Below are 19,091 nucleotides of genomic sequence, written 5' to 3'. Positions count from 1 at the left end.
ATTTTATGGCGCCATTTGAGAGGTTAAAAATAAAAATTGATAGGCAATCACTTTATTCCAATAGTGCCAGTCATGAATGCCCGGACGTTCAACATAGTCATGGCGGATGCGCATTTTTAACATCGCCTGGTGTAGCGCTCGGTTTTGCTCAACAAAAAAGTCATCAACGCCTATATCAAGCATAATAGGTAAGGTATCAGCGCCCTTTTTCCATGCCGTATTGCCAGCAGCAATTTTATGGAGGTTGTTAATAATGGCAATGCTATCCCATTTTTCTTTGTTTTCAGCGTAACTGCCTAGTACTTTTGCAAGGTCAAACTCTGCACTAAAGGGTCTAACATCGACCCCTGCAGACATCCCTGATACTGCTGCAAACTGGGTTGGGTGATTTATTGCAATATGCAAAGCACCAAAGCCCCCCATTGATAAGCCTGTGATTGCACGGCCACTTTTAGACCGGTTGGTCGAATATTTAGAATCGATATAATTTAGTAAATCGTCTGCGATGTAGGTTTCGTATTGCGAGCTTTTGTCGATATCTGAATCGAGATACCACGAACCGAAGTTGCCATCAGGGTTAACAATGATGACATCATATTGGTCTGCCAGTTTTTCAATGTTTGTCAGCTTAGTCCAATCGCTGTGATTTCCACTGTAGCCATGTAATACATAGATAACATTGTATTTTTTTGAGTCCTGATAGCCATCAGGTAATGTCACCGTTACAGGTTTCTCGATGCTGGTTTTTTTGCCCTTAAATATGTGGGTGTCGGTTTGGTAGGCACAAAGCGGTAAGCTAAAAACGAGGGACAGCGTACAAAGCAACTTTTTCATCATTAATTCCTTTTTCTTATTATATTTTCATTTCTCACACTAGATGTAAATAACTGAATAGTTGATAGATTTTAATCTTAGTTTTTAAATTAAATGAACTGCTAAAAAACCACTCAAATGATATAGTAAGGCCACTTTGATTTTTTAAAAAGCGTCGTCTATGTATCGTTTATTTGAGCGGATGACTAATCCGTTTCCTAAAGAGCAACCCTCTCAGCCACCTAATAGCTTATTTGCTTTTTGCCGTCATTATACACGTGGCATGGAGCTTTCATTGCTGCTGATGTCGTTAAGCGCCGCTGCACTCGCAATTTTAGAAGTATCGCTATTTAGTTACATGGGGCAACTGGTCGATTGGCTTGGTCAATACACCCCAGATACCTTGTTTGTTGAACAGCAGGCTGAGCTTACAAAAATGGCGGTTATGTTGCTGGTGGTGTTACCTATTGTCGTGTTCTTTCACTCAGCGGTGTTACATCAAGCGCTGCTTGGCAACTATCCTATGTCTATCCGTTGGTTAGCACACCGTTATTTGCTTCGTCAGAGTGTTAGTTTTTATCAAAACGAATTTGCTGGCCGTATTGCGACAAAAGTGATGCAAACCTCATTGGCTGTTCGTGAATCAGTGATGAAATTGCTCGATGTACTTATGTATATCGTGGTCTACTTTGGCGCTATGGTGTTTTTGGTCGCAGAATCTGACTGGCGTTTAATGTTGCCATTATTGGTTTGGTTAGTTCTTTATGCCGCTATTCAAATGTATTTTGTACCTAAGCTAAAAAAAGTAGCCAGCTCGCAGGCTGATGCACGCTCAGAAATGACTGGCCGTGTGGTTGATAGCTACACTAACATTTCTACTATCAAATTGTTCTCGTACACACAGCGAGAAGAACAATATGCAAGAGATAGCATGGATGTGTTTTTACAACCGGTATATAAGCAAATGCGCTTAGTTACTAGCCTAAACTTCTCTATCAACACGCTAAATTATTTATTGGTATTCAGTATTGCAGCCCTCTCTTTGTATCTATGGTCAATTAGCGCCATCAGTGTTGGTGCTATCGCCATTGCGGTGAGTTTATCATTGAGATTAAACGGTATGGCACAGTGGATCATGTGGGAGATCAGTAGTCTATTTGAAAACATTGGTACTGTTGCTGATGGTATGAAAACCCTATCAACACCGATTGAAGTGGATGATAAAGAAGACGCGAGTACCCTTGCAGTTAATAATGGGTCGATAAGCTTTGAGAATGTGCAATTTAACTATGGTAAAGCTGCCAACGAGACCCATCGCGGCCCTGTTATCAATGGCTTAAATCTAGACATTAAACCGGGTGAAAAAATAGGTTTAGTGGGTCGCTCTGGCGCGGGTAAATCTACCTTAGTGAATTTATTACTGCGTTTTTATGATGTTGACTCGGGCACAATTCGTATTGATGGTCAAAACATCGCTGAGGTAAGCCAAGAAAGCTTACGTAAGCACATTGCGATGGTGACGCAAGATACCTCACTGTTACACCGCTCAGTAAAAGATAACATTCTTTATGGTAGACCCGATGCAACTGAAGATGAAATGCTTGCGGCCGCAAAGCAAGCAGAAGCAATTGAGTTCATCGAAGACCTAGAAGACAGCAAAGGCAATAAAGGCTTTGCCGCACAAGTTGGTGAACGCGGTGTGAAGCTTTCTGGTGGTCAACGTCAACGTATTGCTATTGCACGAGTGCTTCTAAAAGATGCCCCAATTCTTATATTGGATGAAGCAACCAGTGCCCTTGATTCTGAAGTAGAAGCTGCGATTCAAACTAGCCTAGACGATTTAATGACGGGTAAAACAGTAATTGCCATTGCACACCGTTTATCAACTATTGCGCAAATGGATAGACTCATTGTGCTTGATGAAGGTGGCGTGGTTGAACAAGGCTCTCACGAGCAATTAATTGCCCAAGGTGGCATCTATGCAGCCTTATGGTCACATCAAACCGGTGGCTTTATCGGCGTTGAGTAGCTAGTTTTTCACTATTAAAAAAGGCATTGAATGAGTATTCTTTCAATGCCTTTTTTATATGTTAGCAATGCTGTTTAAATCAAACGTAAACCAATCAGAACTAGCATCACAATATTTGCCAAAGCAGCGATTAAAAAGAAATAGCTGCGTGGGCTTGGATTCTTCTCAGTAGCCACACCATAATACAGCAGCATATGAATGATTCTGGCTATCACATACATCCAAATACACAGTGCAAATGCGCTGCTGTTCAAGTTTAAAAAGAACCCCAGAAATACGGTACCTAAAAATAACGGGCTATTTTCTAAGGTATTCATAAATGTGCGATGTGAACGAAACACAAAGCTGTCATGACTTAATGAATTATCGAGTTTACCAGGCACCGCATTGGGTTGTTTGGCTTTTGTGACAGCTGCAACTATCCACTGAATAGTAAGCATAATTAGAAAAACATACACAGCCGCATAAGCTGAAAAAGTAAGTTCAGGCATCTTCATTTCCTTTTATATGACAACATGAATGCCTATTCCTTGCAAAAAACCAACCAATTTAAAGCACTGATTTATAATTGGTTATTTATATGATTTAGCTTTTGCAGTACCAATTGTTCGCAAAGTGTATAAATTTTACAGCGTTGCTGAGCAATTTATGAAGTAATAATAAATGTGAGTATTATTTGAAACTTAAGAAAACTAAATTTATTTTAACAGGTCGCTAAACTAAAACGGTGCTTTAAAAAGCACCGTTAGTTTTGCTGTACGTTTATTCAAATTATTGAATATAAGCACCACCACAAACAGGGTTGTAAGTACCTGTGATATGGCCACTTTTCTCGCTTGCTAAATAGCTCACTGTATTCGCAACATCTTCAGGTTGAGCAATTTTTTGAGTTGGAGTGTGTTGCCTAATCATTTCTTTAAACTCTTCTGGCGCTTCTTTTGTTGCATCTGTTTCTACAAGACCAGGCGCGACAATATTTGAAGTGATCCCATAAGGGCCAAGCTCTTGAGCCAAATATTTATTGAAACTATCAAGCGCGCCTTTTGCAGTACCATGGGCAATAAAAGCGGGTGCTGGCATTTCTGATAAAGTACTTGAAATAAATATTAATCGACCAAACTGCTTTTCTTTCATTACTTTAGCTGCAAGTTGAGCTGTGTTGTAAGCCGCAAACATTTCATCATTTAATTTTTGAGAAAATTCTTGCCAAGTTTGATCAAGAAATGGCTTCGAAGTAAAACTCATATTCGCATTTGAGATAAGTGCATCAACTCCGCCATACTGGCTAATATTGTTGATCATTTCTTCAACTTGAAGCGGATCTCGGACGTCTGCTTTAACAGCAAAAGCCTCACCACCATTTGCGATAATTTCATCAGCAAGCTTGTTTGCAACTTCTGAGCTATTTACATAATTAATAAATACTCGGTAACCCTCAGCAGCCAATGCCTTTGCGCATGCTGCACCAATACCACGCGCACCACCTGTAATTAATGCATTTCTTTTAGACATACTAATTCCTTATTAATAAAAAATATAATTTAAGATTTGAGCAAAGATCGAAGATTTGAGACAACCTTAACTAATAGCTCTTGCGATTCATTTAAACCTTTAAGATCAATATGATTTTGAGAATCATCTAATACACCCTGAGCAATTTTTGTGCATTCGCTTACAACATCGAGTGACTGCTCTGTCAGGTTAACCAATTTAGTACGGCTATCTGTTTGTGACTTAACTCGCATAATCCAGCCATTTTTCTCTAATACTTCTACTGAGCGGCTTACGCTTGATTTTTCAAGATACAAAATGTCACAGATTTGGCTCTGTGATATGGAGCCATATTGCTTTAAAGTTAAGATCACTCCCCATTGTTCCGCAGTGATATTTATACCTGCCTGCTTAAACCGAGAAGTTAAAAGCCGATTAAATAAACGACTCGCTAAACCTGTTAAATGTCCCATAGAGACCGTTAAAGGCACTTCTGCTTGGTGTTTATTGTTTTCCAAAAGCATTCACCACACATAGTTGCATATACAACAAAATAACTTAAATAAGACTTACTTGCAATTAGCATTATTCAATTTTCTTAAATTTCGATTAAGGTTAACCTTGTTGCTATTTCTACTTTACCGCAGCCTTAAGAGCCTTTACCCTTACCTATTGATCATTTTGTGGTATGAATAATATTCCCCCACAAAAATACTAAAACTCTAATAATAAAGGTTTTTTATGCGTTTAGGTCCCGGACTTCTGGTCACCGCTGCTTTTATTGGCCCAGGTACCATCACCACGGCAAGTGTTGCTGGTGCTAATTTTGGCTTTGCTCTTATTTGGACGTTATTGTTCTCTGTAATAGCGACTATTTTACTGCAATCTATGGCAGCTCGTCTTGGTGTGGCTACTGGGCTAGATTTAGCCTCTGCACTTAGAACCACCATTCAAACACCGGTATTTAAAGCCCTGGCTGTAATATTAGTAATAAGTGCGATTGGCATTGGCAGTGCAGCTTATGAAGCTGGTAATCTGACTGGTGCAAGTTTAGGACTGCAAGAAATACTACCTTCTGTAAGCCCATTACTCTGGACTCCCCTTATTGCAATTTTAAGTGCAGTTCTTTTGTACACTGGCAAACATAAAGTCATTGAGGGTGCGTTAATTGTTTTAGTGGTGTTGATGAGTTTAGTGTTTATTTCAACGCTGGTGATGGCGGCTCCGCCACTTGGTGAAGTGCTAAAAGGATTTATACCTAGCTTACCTGATAATTCAATTACCACGGTACTTGCCTTGATAGGCACAACAATTGTGCCCTACAACCTGTTTTTACACTCTGGGGTACTTGCAGAAAAACACGATAGTTCAAAAAATATCGACAAAGTAATCAAAGAAACAAACCTTGATACCGGTATTTCGATAACTTTAGGTGGCATAATCACGTTAGCTATCTTATCAACAGCCTCTGTGGCATTTTACGGTACCGATGCAGGTAAAATTTCAGCGGCCAATATGGCTGTGCAGCTTGAGCCACTTCTAGGTGGTATGGCTCATTATTTCTTTGCTATCGGTTTATGTGCTGCCGGGCTTACTAGCGCAATCACAGCACCTCTTGCGGGTGCTTACGCTGTTTGCGGCATGCTTGGTTGGTCAACACAAATGAGTGAGACACGTTTTAAACTGGTTGCTATCACTATCCTTGTTTTTGGTGCACTGGTCGCATCACTTGGGCTTGACCCAGTTGCGGTAATCATCTTTGCGCAAGCTGCCAATGGTTTATTACTTCCAATTGTAACCTGTTACCTTGTTTGGTTGGTAAATCAAAAATCGGTGATGAAAGGCTACACTAATTCGCTTTTACTTAACCTTGTAATTGTGCCAGTAATACTGCTTATATTTGGCCTTAGCCTTTATAAACTAAGTAATCTAATTTTTTAGTTTTTAGTTTGAAAATATGTATAAAAAAAGGCCGCAAATTTGCGGCCTTTTTAATGCTTAAACGCTTATTTAGTATAAGCGCGTGGCATCGCTGAATCAGTTGTATAACGATCGCGTAGTTTGTCTTGACGCGCTTCGGTTGAAACCTCTTCACCGTTGATCCACATTTTGCTTACGTGTGAGTTAAGCTCAAATGGATCTGCAGACCACATAACTAGGTTTGCACGTTTACCTTTGGCAATTGCGCCTGAGTTTAAACCAAAAACATCAGCAATATTGCTGGTTACTGCGCTAAGTGCACCTTGTTGGCTCATACCATATGACACGGCATTACCTGCATCAAAACGTAATTGGTATACATTGTGGCTTGAGTCACCAGCAACACCAATAATGACTTTTACACCGGCTTTTTCAAGCTTACCTGCGTTAGCAAGGTTTGCATGTAATGAGTCAAAGCTACCCGGTAAGTTAGCCATAGAACTGATGATCACAGGTACATCCGCTTTAGCTAGAGCATCCGCAACCACAACAGCATCATCACCGCCATGAATCACTAAATTGATGCCATAGGTTTCTTTTAACTTAACAAGTTCATAGATGTCAGATGCGCGTTGAACACTCGCAATCAGTGGCATATCACCAGCAAGTACAGCTGCTAGCACTTTTTGCTCTGTCGATGGCTCTTTTTTGTCATCTTTTTTAGCTGACTTTTCGCCTTCAAGCTTGTCGATAAGTGTTTTCATCGACATAGCACGTGAGCCTTTGCTCTTTTCGCCTAGGTGAACAACAAGTGCAACTTGCTTTTTATTTACGCTTTCAAAGCTGCCTGATAGATCAACTACAGATGCAAGACCTGCAAAGATACTGTCACCACCGTTTGGTACAATCACATCTTGAGTAATGCCGCCTTTGCGAGCATAAGGAATTAAGCTACTGCGTGGGTTGAATGCAAGGCTAGGATCAAAATCAATCCCCGCTTTGTCATCACCACCATCACGCGACCCTGCAACAGCACCCACTTCGACTAAGCCTAATTGGTTCATAGTACCAATAAAGCCAGCAGTCACGATTTGGCCTTTTGCATCAATGGTTGTATCCGCGTTGATAGACGCAGGGTTAATAGCAACAATTTTGCCATCTTCAATAACAACGCTTGCGCCTTCAAGTACGCCTTGCTCTGTTGAAGTGTGTAGTGTTGCATTTACAATCGCTACCGATGCAGCACTTGCTGTCGCAGAAAATAAGCCAGCAGCAACAAGTGACAGCTTTAATGATTTAGTTAATTTTGTCATCAATGTTACTCCTATTTTTGACCTAGCATGAAATCACTTTGTGCTTGGTATTTATCATCGTTACGATCATAAACTTTGGCACCATCGATAAATACTTGTTCAGCTTTCGCATAAACACTGAATGGGTTTTGGTTCCAAATAACCACATCAGCTTGCTTACCTGCTTCAAGTGAACCTGTTTTATCATCAATACCTAGCGATTTAGCCGCGTTTGAAGTGATCCACTTGATTGCGTGTTGCTCAGAGATGTCGTAACCCACATCATTTGCGCGATACATCACTTTACCGGCTTCTTGGTTTAAGCGTTGGATAGTTGTATCAGAATCAGAGTGAACAACGGCACATGAATTTTTAACAGCATCTACAATTGCTACGTTCTCTTGAACCATGTCGTAGGCTTCCATTTTAAAGCCCCACCAATCAGGCCAAAGTGCCGCACAGTTACCGTTCTGGGCAAGTAAGTCAGCAATTTTGTATGCTTCAACACCGTGATGGAAAGTACCTGAGTGATAACCAAACTCTTTACCAAGGTCGATCATCATGGCCATTTCTTCTGCTTTATAGCAGTGGTTATGAATTAAAATGTCACCTTCTAACACACCAGCTAGCGTATCTAGCTTAATGTCGCGGTGAGGTGCTGCAGGGTTTTTACCCGCGGCATAATCACTTTCGTATTTATCCCACTCGCGTTTGTACTCAGTCGCTTCAATCCACGCTGTGCGATAGCCCGCCATGTTACCCATACGCGTTGATGGTAAAACACCTTTGCGGCCATAAACACGTTTCGGGTTTTCACCACATGCCATTTTTAAACCATACGGTGCTTCAGGGAATTTCATACCTTGCATCGTGTGCGAAGGAATGTTTTTAAGTGTTACTCCGCGGCCACCAATTAAGTTTGCTGAACCTGGTAGAATTTGTAATGACGTAATACCGCCTTCACGAGCACGGTTAAAGCCAGGATCTTGTGGCCATACTGAATGCTCAACCCATACTTCTGCAGTCACTGGGCTGGTCATTTCATTACCATCTTGATGAGATGCCACCGATGGAGTTGGGTATGCACCTAAATGTGAATGCACGTCAATAATACCTGGTGTTACCCATTTACCTTGTGCATCAATTGTTTTATCAGCTTGAACAGAAAGGTCTTTACCTACTTGTTGTACTTTGCCATCAACAAAGAATACATCTGCGTCATCTAAACGTTCACCAGTGCCGGTTAAAACAGTGGCATTAGTGATTAACGTACTTTGTGATGCAAGTGGCTGATAAGTGCTAGGGTATGGGTTTTTGTTAATTGAGACTTTTGGATCTTGCGGGCCATTGTCTTGGCAGCCCGCTAACGCGACACCAAGCGCCATAACCAACAAGGATGGTGCAAATTTTTGCATTCTTACGTTCCTCTTTTTTATTATTTAATTACTTTAACTAATTGTTAATTCTAATGCGAGTAAACGAGGCCAGTCACCAATATTCAAGACGAACAACCAGCCTCACAGAGCGCTATTTCTTTATGTAGTTGTTATATAACTGCTCTAACGCACCTTCGGTCGTTAAGCTCGGATCTTTGTTGATAAAATGTTTCACAGTTCGAGTTACAAAGTCTGAGTTTTGCTTATGCTGCTTGGCAAAACTTTTAATCAGTGAATCAGCATCGTTAGCTGCGGTTACTTTTTCGTGTCGATGGCGGTATTGACTCAATGCACGGTTAAAATCGCCATTGTAATCTTCTACCACCAGCTTATAGAATTCTGTTCTGTCGACTTGTAAATCATTAATGCAGTAATTAAGCGCGTCTTTAAAGTCATAAAAGACTTTGCCTTGCACATCAAATTCGGCACGCTTCTCACGAATAGTGACACTGGCATCTTCAGTTGCATAGCTGTAACCTTGAAATGCTAATCGCTCTGCTGCCTCTGCACCTAACTTCATGCCTGCTTTAATACTGTGCACAAACTCATCACTCATATCGTGAAGTTCACTCTCGTGCCACATGTGATAAATTCTCAGCGCTTTTGCATACTTTGTTGAGAGTTTCTTTTTAAGCTTTGTCACTCGCCCATCAATAGTCAGCACTCGTTCGTTATGCAGTAATGCAAAGCACTCATAACATGCTGGAATTGATATAAATTCAGCCTCTTCGCCTAAATCTATAATGCTTTGCAGCATATGCAATGGCGGACAAAAATCTCGCTCAGTTGCTTCACAACCACAATAAAAACATTGATTAAAGTGTTTTGATTCAGATGCATAGGCTTGTTGATAATAGCCTGCTAATTTTGTGGTCACTCATGCTCCTTATACTCTGAATAGCCTTTTTAAGAAAAGCTAGAGTTAATACTTAAATGTAAAAGCTACGTAAAAATTAAGCCTTTAATACGAGCCAAAACACGTTTTAAAAAATAAATGAAAAAAAATTTCAGCCTATTTGTGTCAAAATTCACACTTTAAAATAGCACTTATCAAGCGGTTAGTTTTACTTGTTCACATCTACATACTTACTTACATCTTGTCGATTTTCATTAACAGCAATTGTTCTTGTTTAGCGTAATACTTTAAATGTGCCCAGCAAACAGGAAGTGTGAAGTATCCATAAAAGCGAGGTCGCACATACTAAACGTAATACGGACAACAACTGGAGAGAAAGATGAATACGTTAACTACAGCACTCGGTACAGCATTAATTTTAGGTTCTTCATTAGCAGCAACTGATGCAGGTGCAGCACAATTTGTCGCAGCAGATGACTCTGTAGGCACGCAAGCTTGCATGGCCATTGCTTCTAACAAACCATTAAACGTATCAAGCACAATGCGCGATCTACGCTTAAGCAAACGAGTAATGACAGAAAAACTACTTTGCAATGATATGACGACTGATAAGTTTGCAAGCACTTATGGTTTTCATAACTCTGCGAAATACTTAAATTTTGAAACAGCAACAAAAACAAGTATTCAAGATATTGCTAAAGTATCTGATGACACAGTGATTGTTATTGCTGGTTCTAAATAATGATGAATTCACTGTAGCAGGTCTTTAAAGGCCTGCTACAAGTTTCTTCTTCGTTAAACGAGCGCAGCGATCAGGCCAAATAAGCCGCCAAACACCCCACCCCAAATCACTAACCAACCTAAATGTTCTTTGATCATGGTTTGAATAATATTTTTTACCATGGTTGGCGTAAGCTCATTCAAACGCTCATCAACTAAACGCTCAACTGTACCGTGTAATGAGCCACCAAGATGAGAGTTGGCAAATAGCTTTTCATCAAGAATGGTTTTAAATTCGTCGCTCTTTGAAATATCAATCACCGCCGCTTTCATTTTTTCAATGAAAGGTTCACGCATCGGCTCAAGCGCATCACGGCCACCAAACATTGATAGCATGCCACCAAATTGTGAGTTTTCGATAACCTCAATTAATGAGTCATAAGCCGGACTTAAATTAACTTCACTGATCACAGGCTCTAAATCAATATTTGGCTTAGCGAGCGCCATAACCTGATCGATTTTCTCTTCGGCGAAGAACTCGGTCATTATCAGGTTACGAATAGCCACTTTAAAAGAGGCAAACTTTAAAGTTATAACCCCAGAGCCGTATAAAAATGGTACTTTTTCGAATAGCATGTGAATAGCAAGCCAGTTAGTTACTGCGCCCGATAACGCAAATAAACCAACAGAAAGCACAATTGCTTGTTCAAATAAAAATCCGACTAATACTAAGGCAAGCGCCACTAAATTAGTAATGAGACTTTTATTCATCTGACCCCTCATAAATACTTCGATAAACTTTAACAATATTAACGCTATGGGTTTGTTAATTCATCGTCTTTTTGCCATAGTTTAATTATATGGTTAAAAGGTGAACAAAATTATGTGGAATTCGGTGAATGAACAGATTAGCCAAGCGATGCACTTTGATTTTAAGCATACCTTTAAGCGCCAATTACAATCACCCAATAACGACAAATACTTCCAAATTGGTGATGATCTACACCACTTTTTTGTGAAAGTCGCTCACTTGAGTGATCTGGAGCGCCTAGAGTGCGAAGCCTTTAATCTTGAGCTATTAACCCAAGAAAGCTTATTTATGATCCCAGATTGCATCACCACAGGTTGCAATATTGAGTTTTCATTTATCGTGCTTGAATGGTTAGAGCTTGATAAACAGCCCCATACCAATTGGCATGAAATGGGAGAACACCTTGCCCATTTACACCAAAAGCATACCCAAGCCATGTTCGGCTTAGATAACGACAACTTCCTTGGCCCGACTCTACAACCAAATCGCTGGCACAAAAAATGGGATGTATTTTTTGCTGAAGAACGCATTGGTTGGCAATTACAGTTATTACAAGAAAAAGGAATTGAGCTTGTCAACCAAGACACCTTCATCGCTTTTGTTAAAGACGCACTGCATAGCCATGTTGTAGAGCCTTCGTTATTGCACGGTGATTTTTGGCGTCGAAATATGGGCTTTTATAATAATGTACCCAGTGTATTTGACCCTGCTTGTTATTATGGTGATCGGGAATGCGATATAGCAATGAGTGAGCTTTATGCGCCATTGCCTGATAGCTTTTATGATGCCTATAACGATATCTACCCATTGCAGGTAGGTTACGAGCAACGTAGAGCCATCTATCAACTATACCCTATGCTCAATAATGCCAATATATTTGCTGGGCACTATCTTACTGAAGCAAAACAACAAATTGATCAGCTACTGAAATAAGCGAGAATTCACTGTAAAAGGAATGTCACAAACCGCTAAACACAGCTATATTTAGCTTATAAAGCGTATTAATAAAGATGCTAACCGAATTGGTAGCACTACGCTTACATCTATTCGGTTAGTGAGTTATATCAATCTAATTAAATCTAGATTCATTTTTGATGAGTTAGGGTTTAATGAAGATTGCAATTTAACGAACTCAGGCATGCCTGATTAAGGTAAAAGCTGATGAAAGACCAATACACACAACGGATTTCATGCCCTCACTGTGGCCACCACATTCATGTTGCACTTGATGCAAGTGACGGTGATCAAGATTACTATGAAGATTGCGCAGCATGTTGCAATCCCATTCATTTAAATATGCATATAGATTACGCACATAACAAACTCGAATTACATGTCGATAGTGACGACGAGCAAATATTTTAATTTGCTCGTTTGATGTATTTATTTTGCTTGTTGCGAGAGATAATTTTCGACCGTGTTGATAATGGTATAAGTTTGCTGATCAACTTCGATATTTAACTTATCACCCTCGCGGTAGTTATCGAGATTGGTAATAGAGAGTGTTTCTGGGATCAAGTGTAGCCAAAATCCCTGTTCATCAACTTCACCTACAGTGAGGCTTGCCCCGTTAACGCTCACAAATCCCTTATAAAGCACGTATTTTTGCCACTCTTTTGCTAATGCTAATTGCATTTTACAGTTATCTTGAAAGTGGTTAATTGAAAGTATCTCGGCCATACAATGAATGTGACCCGACACGATATGCCCGCCCAGTTCAGTACCAAAAGTCACTGAACGTTCAAAATTCACCGTATCATTGACAGTCAGCATACCTAGGTTGGTTAACTTCAATGTTTCATCAATCACATCAAAATTTATAACACAGCAGCCTTTCGTGTCTGATGCAAACTTCACCACGGTTAAACAACAACCATTAATGGCTATGCTCGCGCCGATATTCAAGTTTTCAGCATATTGCTGATCTACTTTTAAAGCTAGCCTCAATACACCGCCTTGGTTAGTAGCGTCAACCACAACGGCTTGCGTTTGCACAATTCCAGTGAACATCGCTTTCTCTTTTTTTCATTAAATGGATAACTGCGATTTTTATTGATCTATGAATAGATTACAATGGCTGTCTGTTTATTTAGTCGTGTAATTTATGTCTTTTTGTAGTTGGGAAGCCAAAAGGTTAATTTCGTTAGCCATTCCTGTTTTTTTGGCACAGGTAACCCTTATTTTAATGACGGTTGTTGATACCGTGATGGCAGGCCAAGTAAGTGCAACAGACTTGGCGGCACTTTCTATTGCAACAGGTATTTGGAATCCGTTAATGCTTGCATTGCAAGGCATATTATTGGCGTTAACGGGTATCATTGCGCAGTTTGCTGGTTCAAACGATAAACAAGGTATTAGTCATTATTTTCAACAGGGCCTGTATCTGGCATTAGTACTTGCCATAATCGGTTTAGGGCTGGCAAGCCTCGCTGATACTGTGCTAAGTCAATTAGATACTTCAAAGTCTATTACGGAATTAGCCGAGCAATATATTCATTTTGTTAAATGGGGTATTTTTGGGTTTTTACTTTTCAGTGTGTATCGCAATATCACTGAAGGTATGGGAATGACCAAACCTGCTTTTTACATTAGTTTAATTGGCTTAGCGGTTAATATTCCGGCCAACTACGTATTTATCCACGGTAAATTAGGTTTTCAAGCATACGGTGGCGCTGGCTGTGGTATTGCCACGGCGCTGGTATTTACAGCAATGGCGTTAACTCAGGTTATTTATTGTCACTTTAACAAAAAGATTGATGCCAAAGCATTGCTAGCCAATTTCGAAGCGCCAAAGCCCGCTACTTTGTGGACTATCACCAAAGTAGGTATTCCAATTTCATTAGCTACCTTTTTTGAAGTAACGCTATTTGCTTGTATTCCTTTGTTTATAGCGCACTTAGGTGCAGTTGCTGTTGCCGGTCACCAAATTGCAGCCAGTGTGACGACATTACTGTTCATGATGCCGTTGAGCCTCTCAATTGCCATTAGCATTCGAATAGGCAATTTGTTTGGCCAACAACATTATCAGCAGTTAAAAAATGCCGTTAAAACGAGTTATATTCTCGCGGCAATTATTGCTTTTTTACTTGCAAGTGTGACCTTTTTTGCTCGAGATATTATAAGCCAATTGTATTCTGACAACCCTGAAGTATTAGCTCTTGCTTCTTCAATCATGGTACTTGCTTGTATCTACCAGTTACCAGATGCCCTGCAAGTTTCTGCCAATGGTATTTTACGTGGATTGAAATACACGGCACCAATCGGTTATATCACCTTTGTATCCTATTGGTTGATCGGCTTTGCGCTTGGCTTCGTACTTGCTCGTACAGATTTAATTGTTCCAGCGCTGGGCCCTCATGGCTTTTGGATAGGCATTATTGTGGGGTTAAGTGCCGCAGCAATTATGTTGATGTTCACTGTTCATAGGCGATTTAAACATGCACCTTTTTTGCAAAACCAATAGCCTTTTAAACTCTATCATCGCAACAGCGTGTGTGGCACTTATTGCCTGCACGCCCTCCTCAGGTGATGTAAATCACACCTACGCGCAAAGATTAGAAAACGTACTTAAAACTGAAAGTTTTAAACTCTCTAAACCAAGTACACTAACTGTTAACCACTTTTCTGAAAATACTGAAGATAAAGCAACCATTGGCATGCTTGAACTTGCCCAGTTACGTCAATGTAAACTTGCAACCCTTATTGCTGAGCACAATAACCAGCTTGGCAAAACAGCAACGCCTGCTAATGTTCTTAGTTATCAAATTAAGTTTATTCGAAGCGCAAATGAATGCTTAGAAAGCTTCGATGAGCAAGGTGAGCTAGTTGAAAAAATAAAACTCACCGCAGTACAAAAGCAAGCAAACCTATCAAATTACTTTAAAGCTATGCTGCTCAACGAAAGCGAGTTTAAGCAAAGCTGGCAGCTAAGTTCGACACACATTGATGAAAACACCGCAGGTTTTAGCGAAACCGTGAGCGCGATGGAGCAAATTGCTAAGTTAAACAACCAAATTAATACCGGCAAAATAAACGCTATAGAGCCTGAGCAAATCATCAACCAACTCGAAGTATTAAACCGTTTTAAATACAACAAGCTTCTTATTTCGGCGGCAAGGGTGCAAACACATTACAATCAACAAATAACAGCGCTGCTCATGCAGTACTCAAAAGATGAGCTCTGCCCTGCCAACAAGAATAAACAAAAAGCACAAACACTAAGCAATGTGTTTAAAAAGTTTTATTTAGAGCAATTACAGCCTTATCAATCATTCTTAGTGGGTCGATTAGAAACCCTACAACCTCTTTACCAGCAAATATGGCGTGACACAGAAATGGGCAAATTTGTAGATAGCGAAAGTAATGATGCAATTTTACAAAATCTAAAGCGCTCTGCGAAAAGCCATGTTGCTTGGTGGCAAGGTTTTTACAGAAGGTGCGAAATTAGTCCGTTATGAATAAAAAACCAGCACTTAGCATAAAAATAGCTAAAGCTGCTTGATTCACACAACCAGTCGCTATATATTAGCCTCCGTTGTTTAGCCACGCTAACAACAGTTTTAAATCAAAATACAACCGTAGCTCAGTTGGTTAGAGCACTACCTTGACATGGTAGGGGTCGGTGGTTCGAATCCACTCGGTTGTACCATGATTTAGGTATAACCAAAGGAAAGAGCACTACCACTCTTAACGGCCCGGTCCAAAGGTCGGTGGTTCGAATCCACTCGGTTGTACCACGATTTAGGTATAACCAAAGGAAAGAGCACTACCACTCTTAACGGCCCGGTCCATAGGTCGGTGGTTCGAATCCACTCAGTTGTACCACGATTTAGGTATAACCAAATCCCTCTTGGTTATATCATGGCTTTTCCAGTACGACCGTAGCTCAGTTGGTTAGAGCGCTACCTTGACATGGTAGAGGTCGGTGGTTCGAATCCACTCGGTCGTACCAATTCTAGTTTTCTTAGTTTTAATTATTCTATATTTCAGTTGGTTAGAGCACTAACGCTTTCTATGACCCACGCCAAAATCAGTGGTTCGAATCCACTCAGTCGTACCAATTCTATTTTTCTTAGTTTTAATTATTCTATATCTCAGTTGGTTAGAGCACTACCGCTCTCTATGACCCACGCCAAAATCGGTGGTTCGAATCCACTCGGTCGTACCAATTCTAATATTCCTAATTTTAAATATTTTGTAGCTCAGTTGGTTAGAGCACTACCGCTCTCTATGACCCACGCCAAAATCAGTGGTTCGAATCCACTCGGTCTACCCTAGCACCTAACACCTAACACCTAGCGCCTAGTACCCAGCCCCTTGTAACTTGAAACTAGCCCCTCGAAACTTATATTCGTAAACTTATATTCGGAAACTAACCCGTCTGCTCTTCCAGAGAAAATATCCTCTCTACTAACTGCCACTTACTTTGTTGATTAGTACTATCTACATTCTGAAACTGCTCCATTAGGCGTTCCCATTGTTGCACCTTTGGGTTCATTGCATCTTGTTTTTCTTTTTCTGTAAAGCTAAATGAATCATCGGTTTGCAGTATCATGATAAGGGTTGTGCCAACACGATGAATCGCCATGTCGGTAATTCCTGAATCGCGAATAGCACTTATGACTTCAGGCCAAACTTGCTTAGGGCTATGGTATTGCTCGTAGGTGGCTATAAGATCTGGGTCGTTTTTTAGCTCTAATGTAAGGCAGTACTGCATCTAACTCTCCTTTTATTGTTTATGAATAAATACAACACGATACGCAAAAATCGTAATTGCAACAAAACACAGCATAGGTAATAAAAATGACGCTTGTTCAGCACTTAAAAAAGCAATGGGGTTCGCATCAATAATCATCCCCTGTAATGGCGGCATTAATGCCCCGCCAACGATTGCCATTACCAGCCCCGCAGAGGCAATACTTGCATCCGCTTTTAAGCCATTCAAAGCAATGCCATAAATAGTTGGAAACATTAAAGACATACAGGCAGAGGTGGCGACCAAAGAATACAGCCCTACTTCACCGCCGATAAAAACCACCAAACACATCAAGCTCGCAGCGGCTATTGCAAACCACATTAATAACAGCCCCGCTTTAAACCAATTTAGTAGGTAGGTGCATAAAAATCGGCTCGCAAGAAAAAAACACATAGCAATAATATTAAAATGCTGTGCCTCGGCTGCACTTAGCCCTACCTCAGCCATGCCATAGTGAATAATGAAGGTCCAACACATAATTTGAGCACCTACATAAAACATCTGTGCTATTACCCCTTCACGATAGGGTTTGTTGTTTATAAGCCTTATAAATAAAGGCTTTAATGCTTGATTGCGTTTATCTGATGCCACGAGCTGTGTATTAGGCAACCGATAAAACAAATAAACAAACAGTAAACAGATCACAACCAGTGCAATGACTACATAAGGGGTGCGAATAGTCGCTAAATCAGCGCTTTGCATGAGTTGGTGTTGTATAGGGTTGGTTACTGCAAACTGCTGTAGTGCACCGGTTAATTTACCATCGACAACCGAAGGTAGCATTTGCGCATACTCGGGATGTGCTGCTTTTTCTGCTGCTCGAAACTCTGCCACGCGAAGATTATTTAAAATCAGGTTTGAGGCCACAAACATGCCAAGTAAAGAGCCTACTGGGTTAAATGCTTGCGCTAAATTAAGTCGTTTGGTTGCAGTTTGTGGACTGCCCATTGATAAAATATACGGGTTTGCCGTTGTCTCTAAAAGCGCTAAACCGCAGGTCAATATGCATAATGCCGCAAGAAAATAGTTAAACTCGCCATTTATACTTGCTGGAATAAACAATAAAGCCCCAACGGCATAAAGAGCAAGCCCTAAAACGATGCCGTATTTATAACTAAAGCGACGAATAAACATCGCGGCAGGAATTGCCATTACGCCATAGCCTAAATAAAACGCAAATTGCACCAAGCTACTTTGCGTGTTTGAGATCAAGAATATATCTTTAAACGCCTTAACTAAGGGATTAGTTATATCATTTGCAAAACCCCAAAGCGGAAAAAGTGCCGCAACCAAAATAAAAGGTATCAGCATGTCCTTTGATACGACTCGGTCATCATTACGCTTCGTGTTTATTCTTTTGTGTGTGTTCATAAACAAGCCTGTTGTTTTAAACAAGGCTCGGTCATTACATGCCATGCCTTGTTAAATCGATTAAAACAATGTCAAACCAGTTTATAGAGTCGCACATATTTCATGTAGAAAATCACCATCAGCCAGAGTAATTTTTGTACAAATGATTAAACATAAAACATCGCTACAGCAAAAATTTCATATACAAAAACCTGTTTAAAATACGCGCTAAACGCGTTGACTCACTTCAAGCCCAAACATATTTTACAAAGAAATTCATTTTTCAAATCGTTGCAGATTAACAACGTGAGATGGCTATGGCTGAGAATAAATTTGTACAGTTACACCCACACGATAATGTCATTGTTTGCTGCCGTTCGGCGCAAAAAGGCGAGCAAATTAACATTACAAATCAGGTAATAACACTCGATTCAAGTGTCACTATCGGACACAAAATTGCCTGCCAAGATATTGCTGCCGGTGAGCAAATTTTAAAGTATGGGGCTTCAATAGGCTCTGCGACTGAAGCTATAAAAACTGGCCAACATGTTCATCTACACAATATGAAAAGTGACTACATTGCTAGCCACACTCGCCATACAGTAACGGGAGAATAAT

19 protein-coding genes and 2 tRNA genes are annotated in these 19,091 nt (G+C 40.3%); 10 read left to right on the top strand and 11 right to left on the bottom strand.

Going from position 1 to position 19,091, the window contains the following annotated elements:
* Positions 1 to 3: 3 nt before the first annotated feature.
* Complete coding sequence (locus NFU46_RS01315; protein ID WP_251598954.1) at positions 4 to 834, bottom strand: alpha/beta hydrolase family protein; 831 nt, start codon at positions 832 to 834, stop codon at positions 4 to 6.
* A 160-nt stretch (positions 835 to 994) separates the two neighbouring features.
* Between NFU46_RS01315 and NFU46_RS01310 the strand changes: the two genes are divergently transcribed.
* Positions 995 to 2,842 carry an ABC transporter ATP-binding protein gene (locus NFU46_RS01310; protein ID WP_251598951.1) on the top strand — a complete coding sequence of 616 codons (1,848 nt, stop codon included), beginning with the start codon at positions 995 to 997 and terminating at the stop codon, positions 2,840 to 2,842.
* Between the two features lie 74 nt (positions 2,843 to 2,916).
* Here NFU46_RS01310 and NFU46_RS01305 read toward each other — a convergent pair whose 3' ends face one another.
* From NFU46_RS01305 to NFU46_RS01295, 3 genes are all read right to left on the bottom strand, one after another.
* Positions 2,917 to 3,333 carry an MAPEG family protein gene (locus NFU46_RS01305; protein ID WP_054561393.1) on the bottom strand — a complete coding sequence of 139 codons (417 nt, stop codon included), beginning with the start codon at positions 3,331 to 3,333 and terminating at the stop codon, positions 2,917 to 2,919.
* Between the two features lie 280 nt (positions 3,334 to 3,613).
* Positions 3,614 to 4,354: an SDR family oxidoreductase gene (locus tag NFU46_RS01300; protein ID WP_251598948.1), complete on the bottom strand. Its 741-nt coding sequence runs from the start codon at positions 4,352 to 4,354 to the stop codon at positions 3,614 to 3,616.
* 29 nt (positions 4,355 to 4,383) lie between these two features.
* Positions 4,384 to 4,851: a MarR family winged helix-turn-helix transcriptional regulator gene (locus NFU46_RS01295; protein ID WP_251598945.1), complete on the bottom strand. Its 468-nt coding sequence runs from the start codon at positions 4,849 to 4,851 to the stop codon at positions 4,384 to 4,386.
* A 223-nt stretch (positions 4,852 to 5,074) separates the two neighbouring features.
* On the opposite strand from NFU46_RS01295, the gene NFU46_RS01290 reads away from it, so the two are divergent.
* Entirely contained in the window at positions 5,075 to 6,274 is a 1,200-nt protein-coding gene (locus NFU46_RS01290) for an Nramp family divalent metal transporter (RefSeq protein WP_251598942.1), read from the top strand.
* Positions 6,275 to 6,339: 65 nt separating this feature from the next.
* Here NFU46_RS01290 and NFU46_RS01285 read toward each other — a convergent pair whose 3' ends face one another.
* From NFU46_RS01285 to NFU46_RS01275, 3 genes are all read right to left on the bottom strand, one after another.
* A complete protein-coding gene (locus NFU46_RS01285) occupies positions 6,340 to 7,566 on the bottom strand; it encodes an amidohydrolase family protein (protein WP_058584924.1) in 1,227 nt (408 codons plus the stop codon).
* An 11-nt stretch (positions 7,567 to 7,577) separates the two neighbouring features.
* The gene (locus NFU46_RS01280; RefSeq protein ID WP_062565285.1) at positions 7,578 to 8,960 is read right to left on the bottom strand and encodes an amidohydrolase; all 1,383 of its coding nucleotides are present in this window, start codon (positions 8,958 to 8,960) and stop codon (positions 7,578 to 7,580) included.
* Between the two features lie 112 nt (positions 8,961 to 9,072).
* Positions 9,073 to 9,858, bottom strand: coding sequence for a hypothetical protein (locus NFU46_RS01275; protein WP_054561389.1), 786 nt, complete (start codon positions 9,856 to 9,858; stop codon positions 9,073 to 9,075).
* Positions 9,859 to 10,216: 358 nt separating this feature from the next.
* On the opposite strand from NFU46_RS01275, the gene NFU46_RS01270 reads away from it, so the two are divergent.
* Complete coding sequence (locus tag NFU46_RS01270) at positions 10,217 to 10,579, top strand: DUF3718 domain-containing protein (RefSeq protein WP_251598939.1); 363 nt, start codon at positions 10,217 to 10,219, stop codon at positions 10,577 to 10,579.
* A gap of 53 nt (positions 10,580 to 10,632) precedes the next feature.
* Here the strand turns inward: NFU46_RS01270 and NFU46_RS01265 are convergent, their stop codons facing one another.
* Positions 10,633 to 11,328, bottom strand: coding sequence for a DUF445 domain-containing protein (locus NFU46_RS01265; protein WP_251598936.1), 696 nt, complete (start codon positions 11,326 to 11,328; stop codon positions 10,633 to 10,635).
* 112 nt (positions 11,329 to 11,440) lie between these two features.
* Here NFU46_RS01265 and NFU46_RS01260 point away from each other — a divergent pair, with 112 nt between their 5' ends.
* Positions 11,441 to 12,301, top strand: coding sequence for a fructosamine kinase family protein (locus NFU46_RS01260; protein WP_175081868.1), 861 nt, complete (start codon positions 11,441 to 11,443; stop codon positions 12,299 to 12,301).
* Positions 12,302 to 12,529: 228 nt separating this feature from the next.
* The gene (locus tag NFU46_RS01255) at positions 12,530 to 12,733 is read left to right on the top strand and encodes a CPXCG motif-containing cysteine-rich protein (protein ID WP_054561385.1); all 204 of its coding nucleotides are present in this window, start codon (positions 12,530 to 12,532) and stop codon (positions 12,731 to 12,733) included.
* 18 nt (positions 12,734 to 12,751) lie between these two features.
* Here NFU46_RS01255 and NFU46_RS01250 read toward each other — a convergent pair whose 3' ends face one another.
* The gene (locus NFU46_RS01250; RefSeq protein ID WP_251598933.1) at positions 12,752 to 13,378 is read right to left on the bottom strand and encodes a riboflavin synthase subunit alpha; all 627 of its coding nucleotides are present in this window, start codon (positions 13,376 to 13,378) and stop codon (positions 12,752 to 12,754) included.
* 94 nt (positions 13,379 to 13,472) lie between these two features.
* On the opposite strand from NFU46_RS01250, the gene NFU46_RS01245 reads away from it, so the two are divergent.
* The 4 genes from NFU46_RS01245 to NFU46_RS01230 all read left to right on the top strand — a co-directional run bounded on the left by NFU46_RS01245 (position 13,473) and on the right by NFU46_RS01230 (position 16,319).
* Positions 13,473 to 14,831: an MATE family efflux transporter gene (locus NFU46_RS01245; RefSeq protein WP_251598931.1), complete on the top strand. Its 1,359-nt coding sequence runs from the start codon at positions 13,473 to 13,475 to the stop codon at positions 14,829 to 14,831.
* Positions 14,806 to 15,825, top strand: a complete 1,020-nt coding sequence (locus NFU46_RS01240; RefSeq protein ID WP_251598928.1) for a DUF3080 family protein — start codon at positions 14,806 to 14,808, stop codon at positions 15,823 to 15,825. Before NFU46_RS01245 ends, NFU46_RS01240 begins: the two co-directional genes overlap by 26 nt.
* Positions 15,826 to 15,939: 114 nt before the next feature.
* A tRNA-Val gene (locus NFU46_RS01235) sits at positions 15,940 to 16,016 on the top strand.
* A gap of 226 nt (positions 16,017 to 16,242) precedes the next feature.
* A tRNA-Val gene (locus NFU46_RS01230) sits at positions 16,243 to 16,319 on the top strand.
* Positions 16,320 to 16,739: 420 nt separating this feature from the next.
* On the opposite strand, the gene NFU46_RS01225 is transcribed toward NFU46_RS01230, so the two are convergent.
* Complete coding sequence (locus tag NFU46_RS01225; RefSeq protein ID WP_251598926.1) at positions 16,740 to 17,084, bottom strand: L-rhamnose mutarotase; 345 nt, start codon at positions 17,082 to 17,084, stop codon at positions 16,740 to 16,742.
* Positions 17,085 to 17,096: 12 nt separating this feature from the next.
* The gene (gene fucP / locus NFU46_RS01220; RefSeq protein ID WP_405030572.1) at positions 17,097 to 18,494 is read right to left on the bottom strand and encodes an L-fucose:H+ symporter permease; all 1,398 of its coding nucleotides are present in this window, start codon (positions 18,492 to 18,494) and stop codon (positions 17,097 to 17,099) included.
* A gap of 296 nt (positions 18,495 to 18,790) precedes the next feature.
* Between fucP and NFU46_RS01215 the strand changes: the two genes are divergently transcribed.
* The gene (locus tag NFU46_RS01215) at positions 18,791 to 19,090 is read left to right on the top strand and encodes a UxaA family hydrolase (RefSeq protein WP_130166406.1); all 300 of its coding nucleotides are present in this window, start codon (positions 18,791 to 18,793) and stop codon (positions 19,088 to 19,090) included.
* Position 19,091: the final 1 nt, after the last annotated feature.

It is taken from the genome of Pseudoalteromonas sp. NCCP-2140 (genome assembly GCF_023708065.1).
Taxonomy (GTDB): domain Bacteria; phylum Pseudomonadota; class Gammaproteobacteria; order Enterobacterales; family Alteromonadaceae; genus Pseudoalteromonas.
Note: the sequence above shows the minus strand (reverse complement) of the source record. Positions and strands in the feature narration are given on the sequence as shown.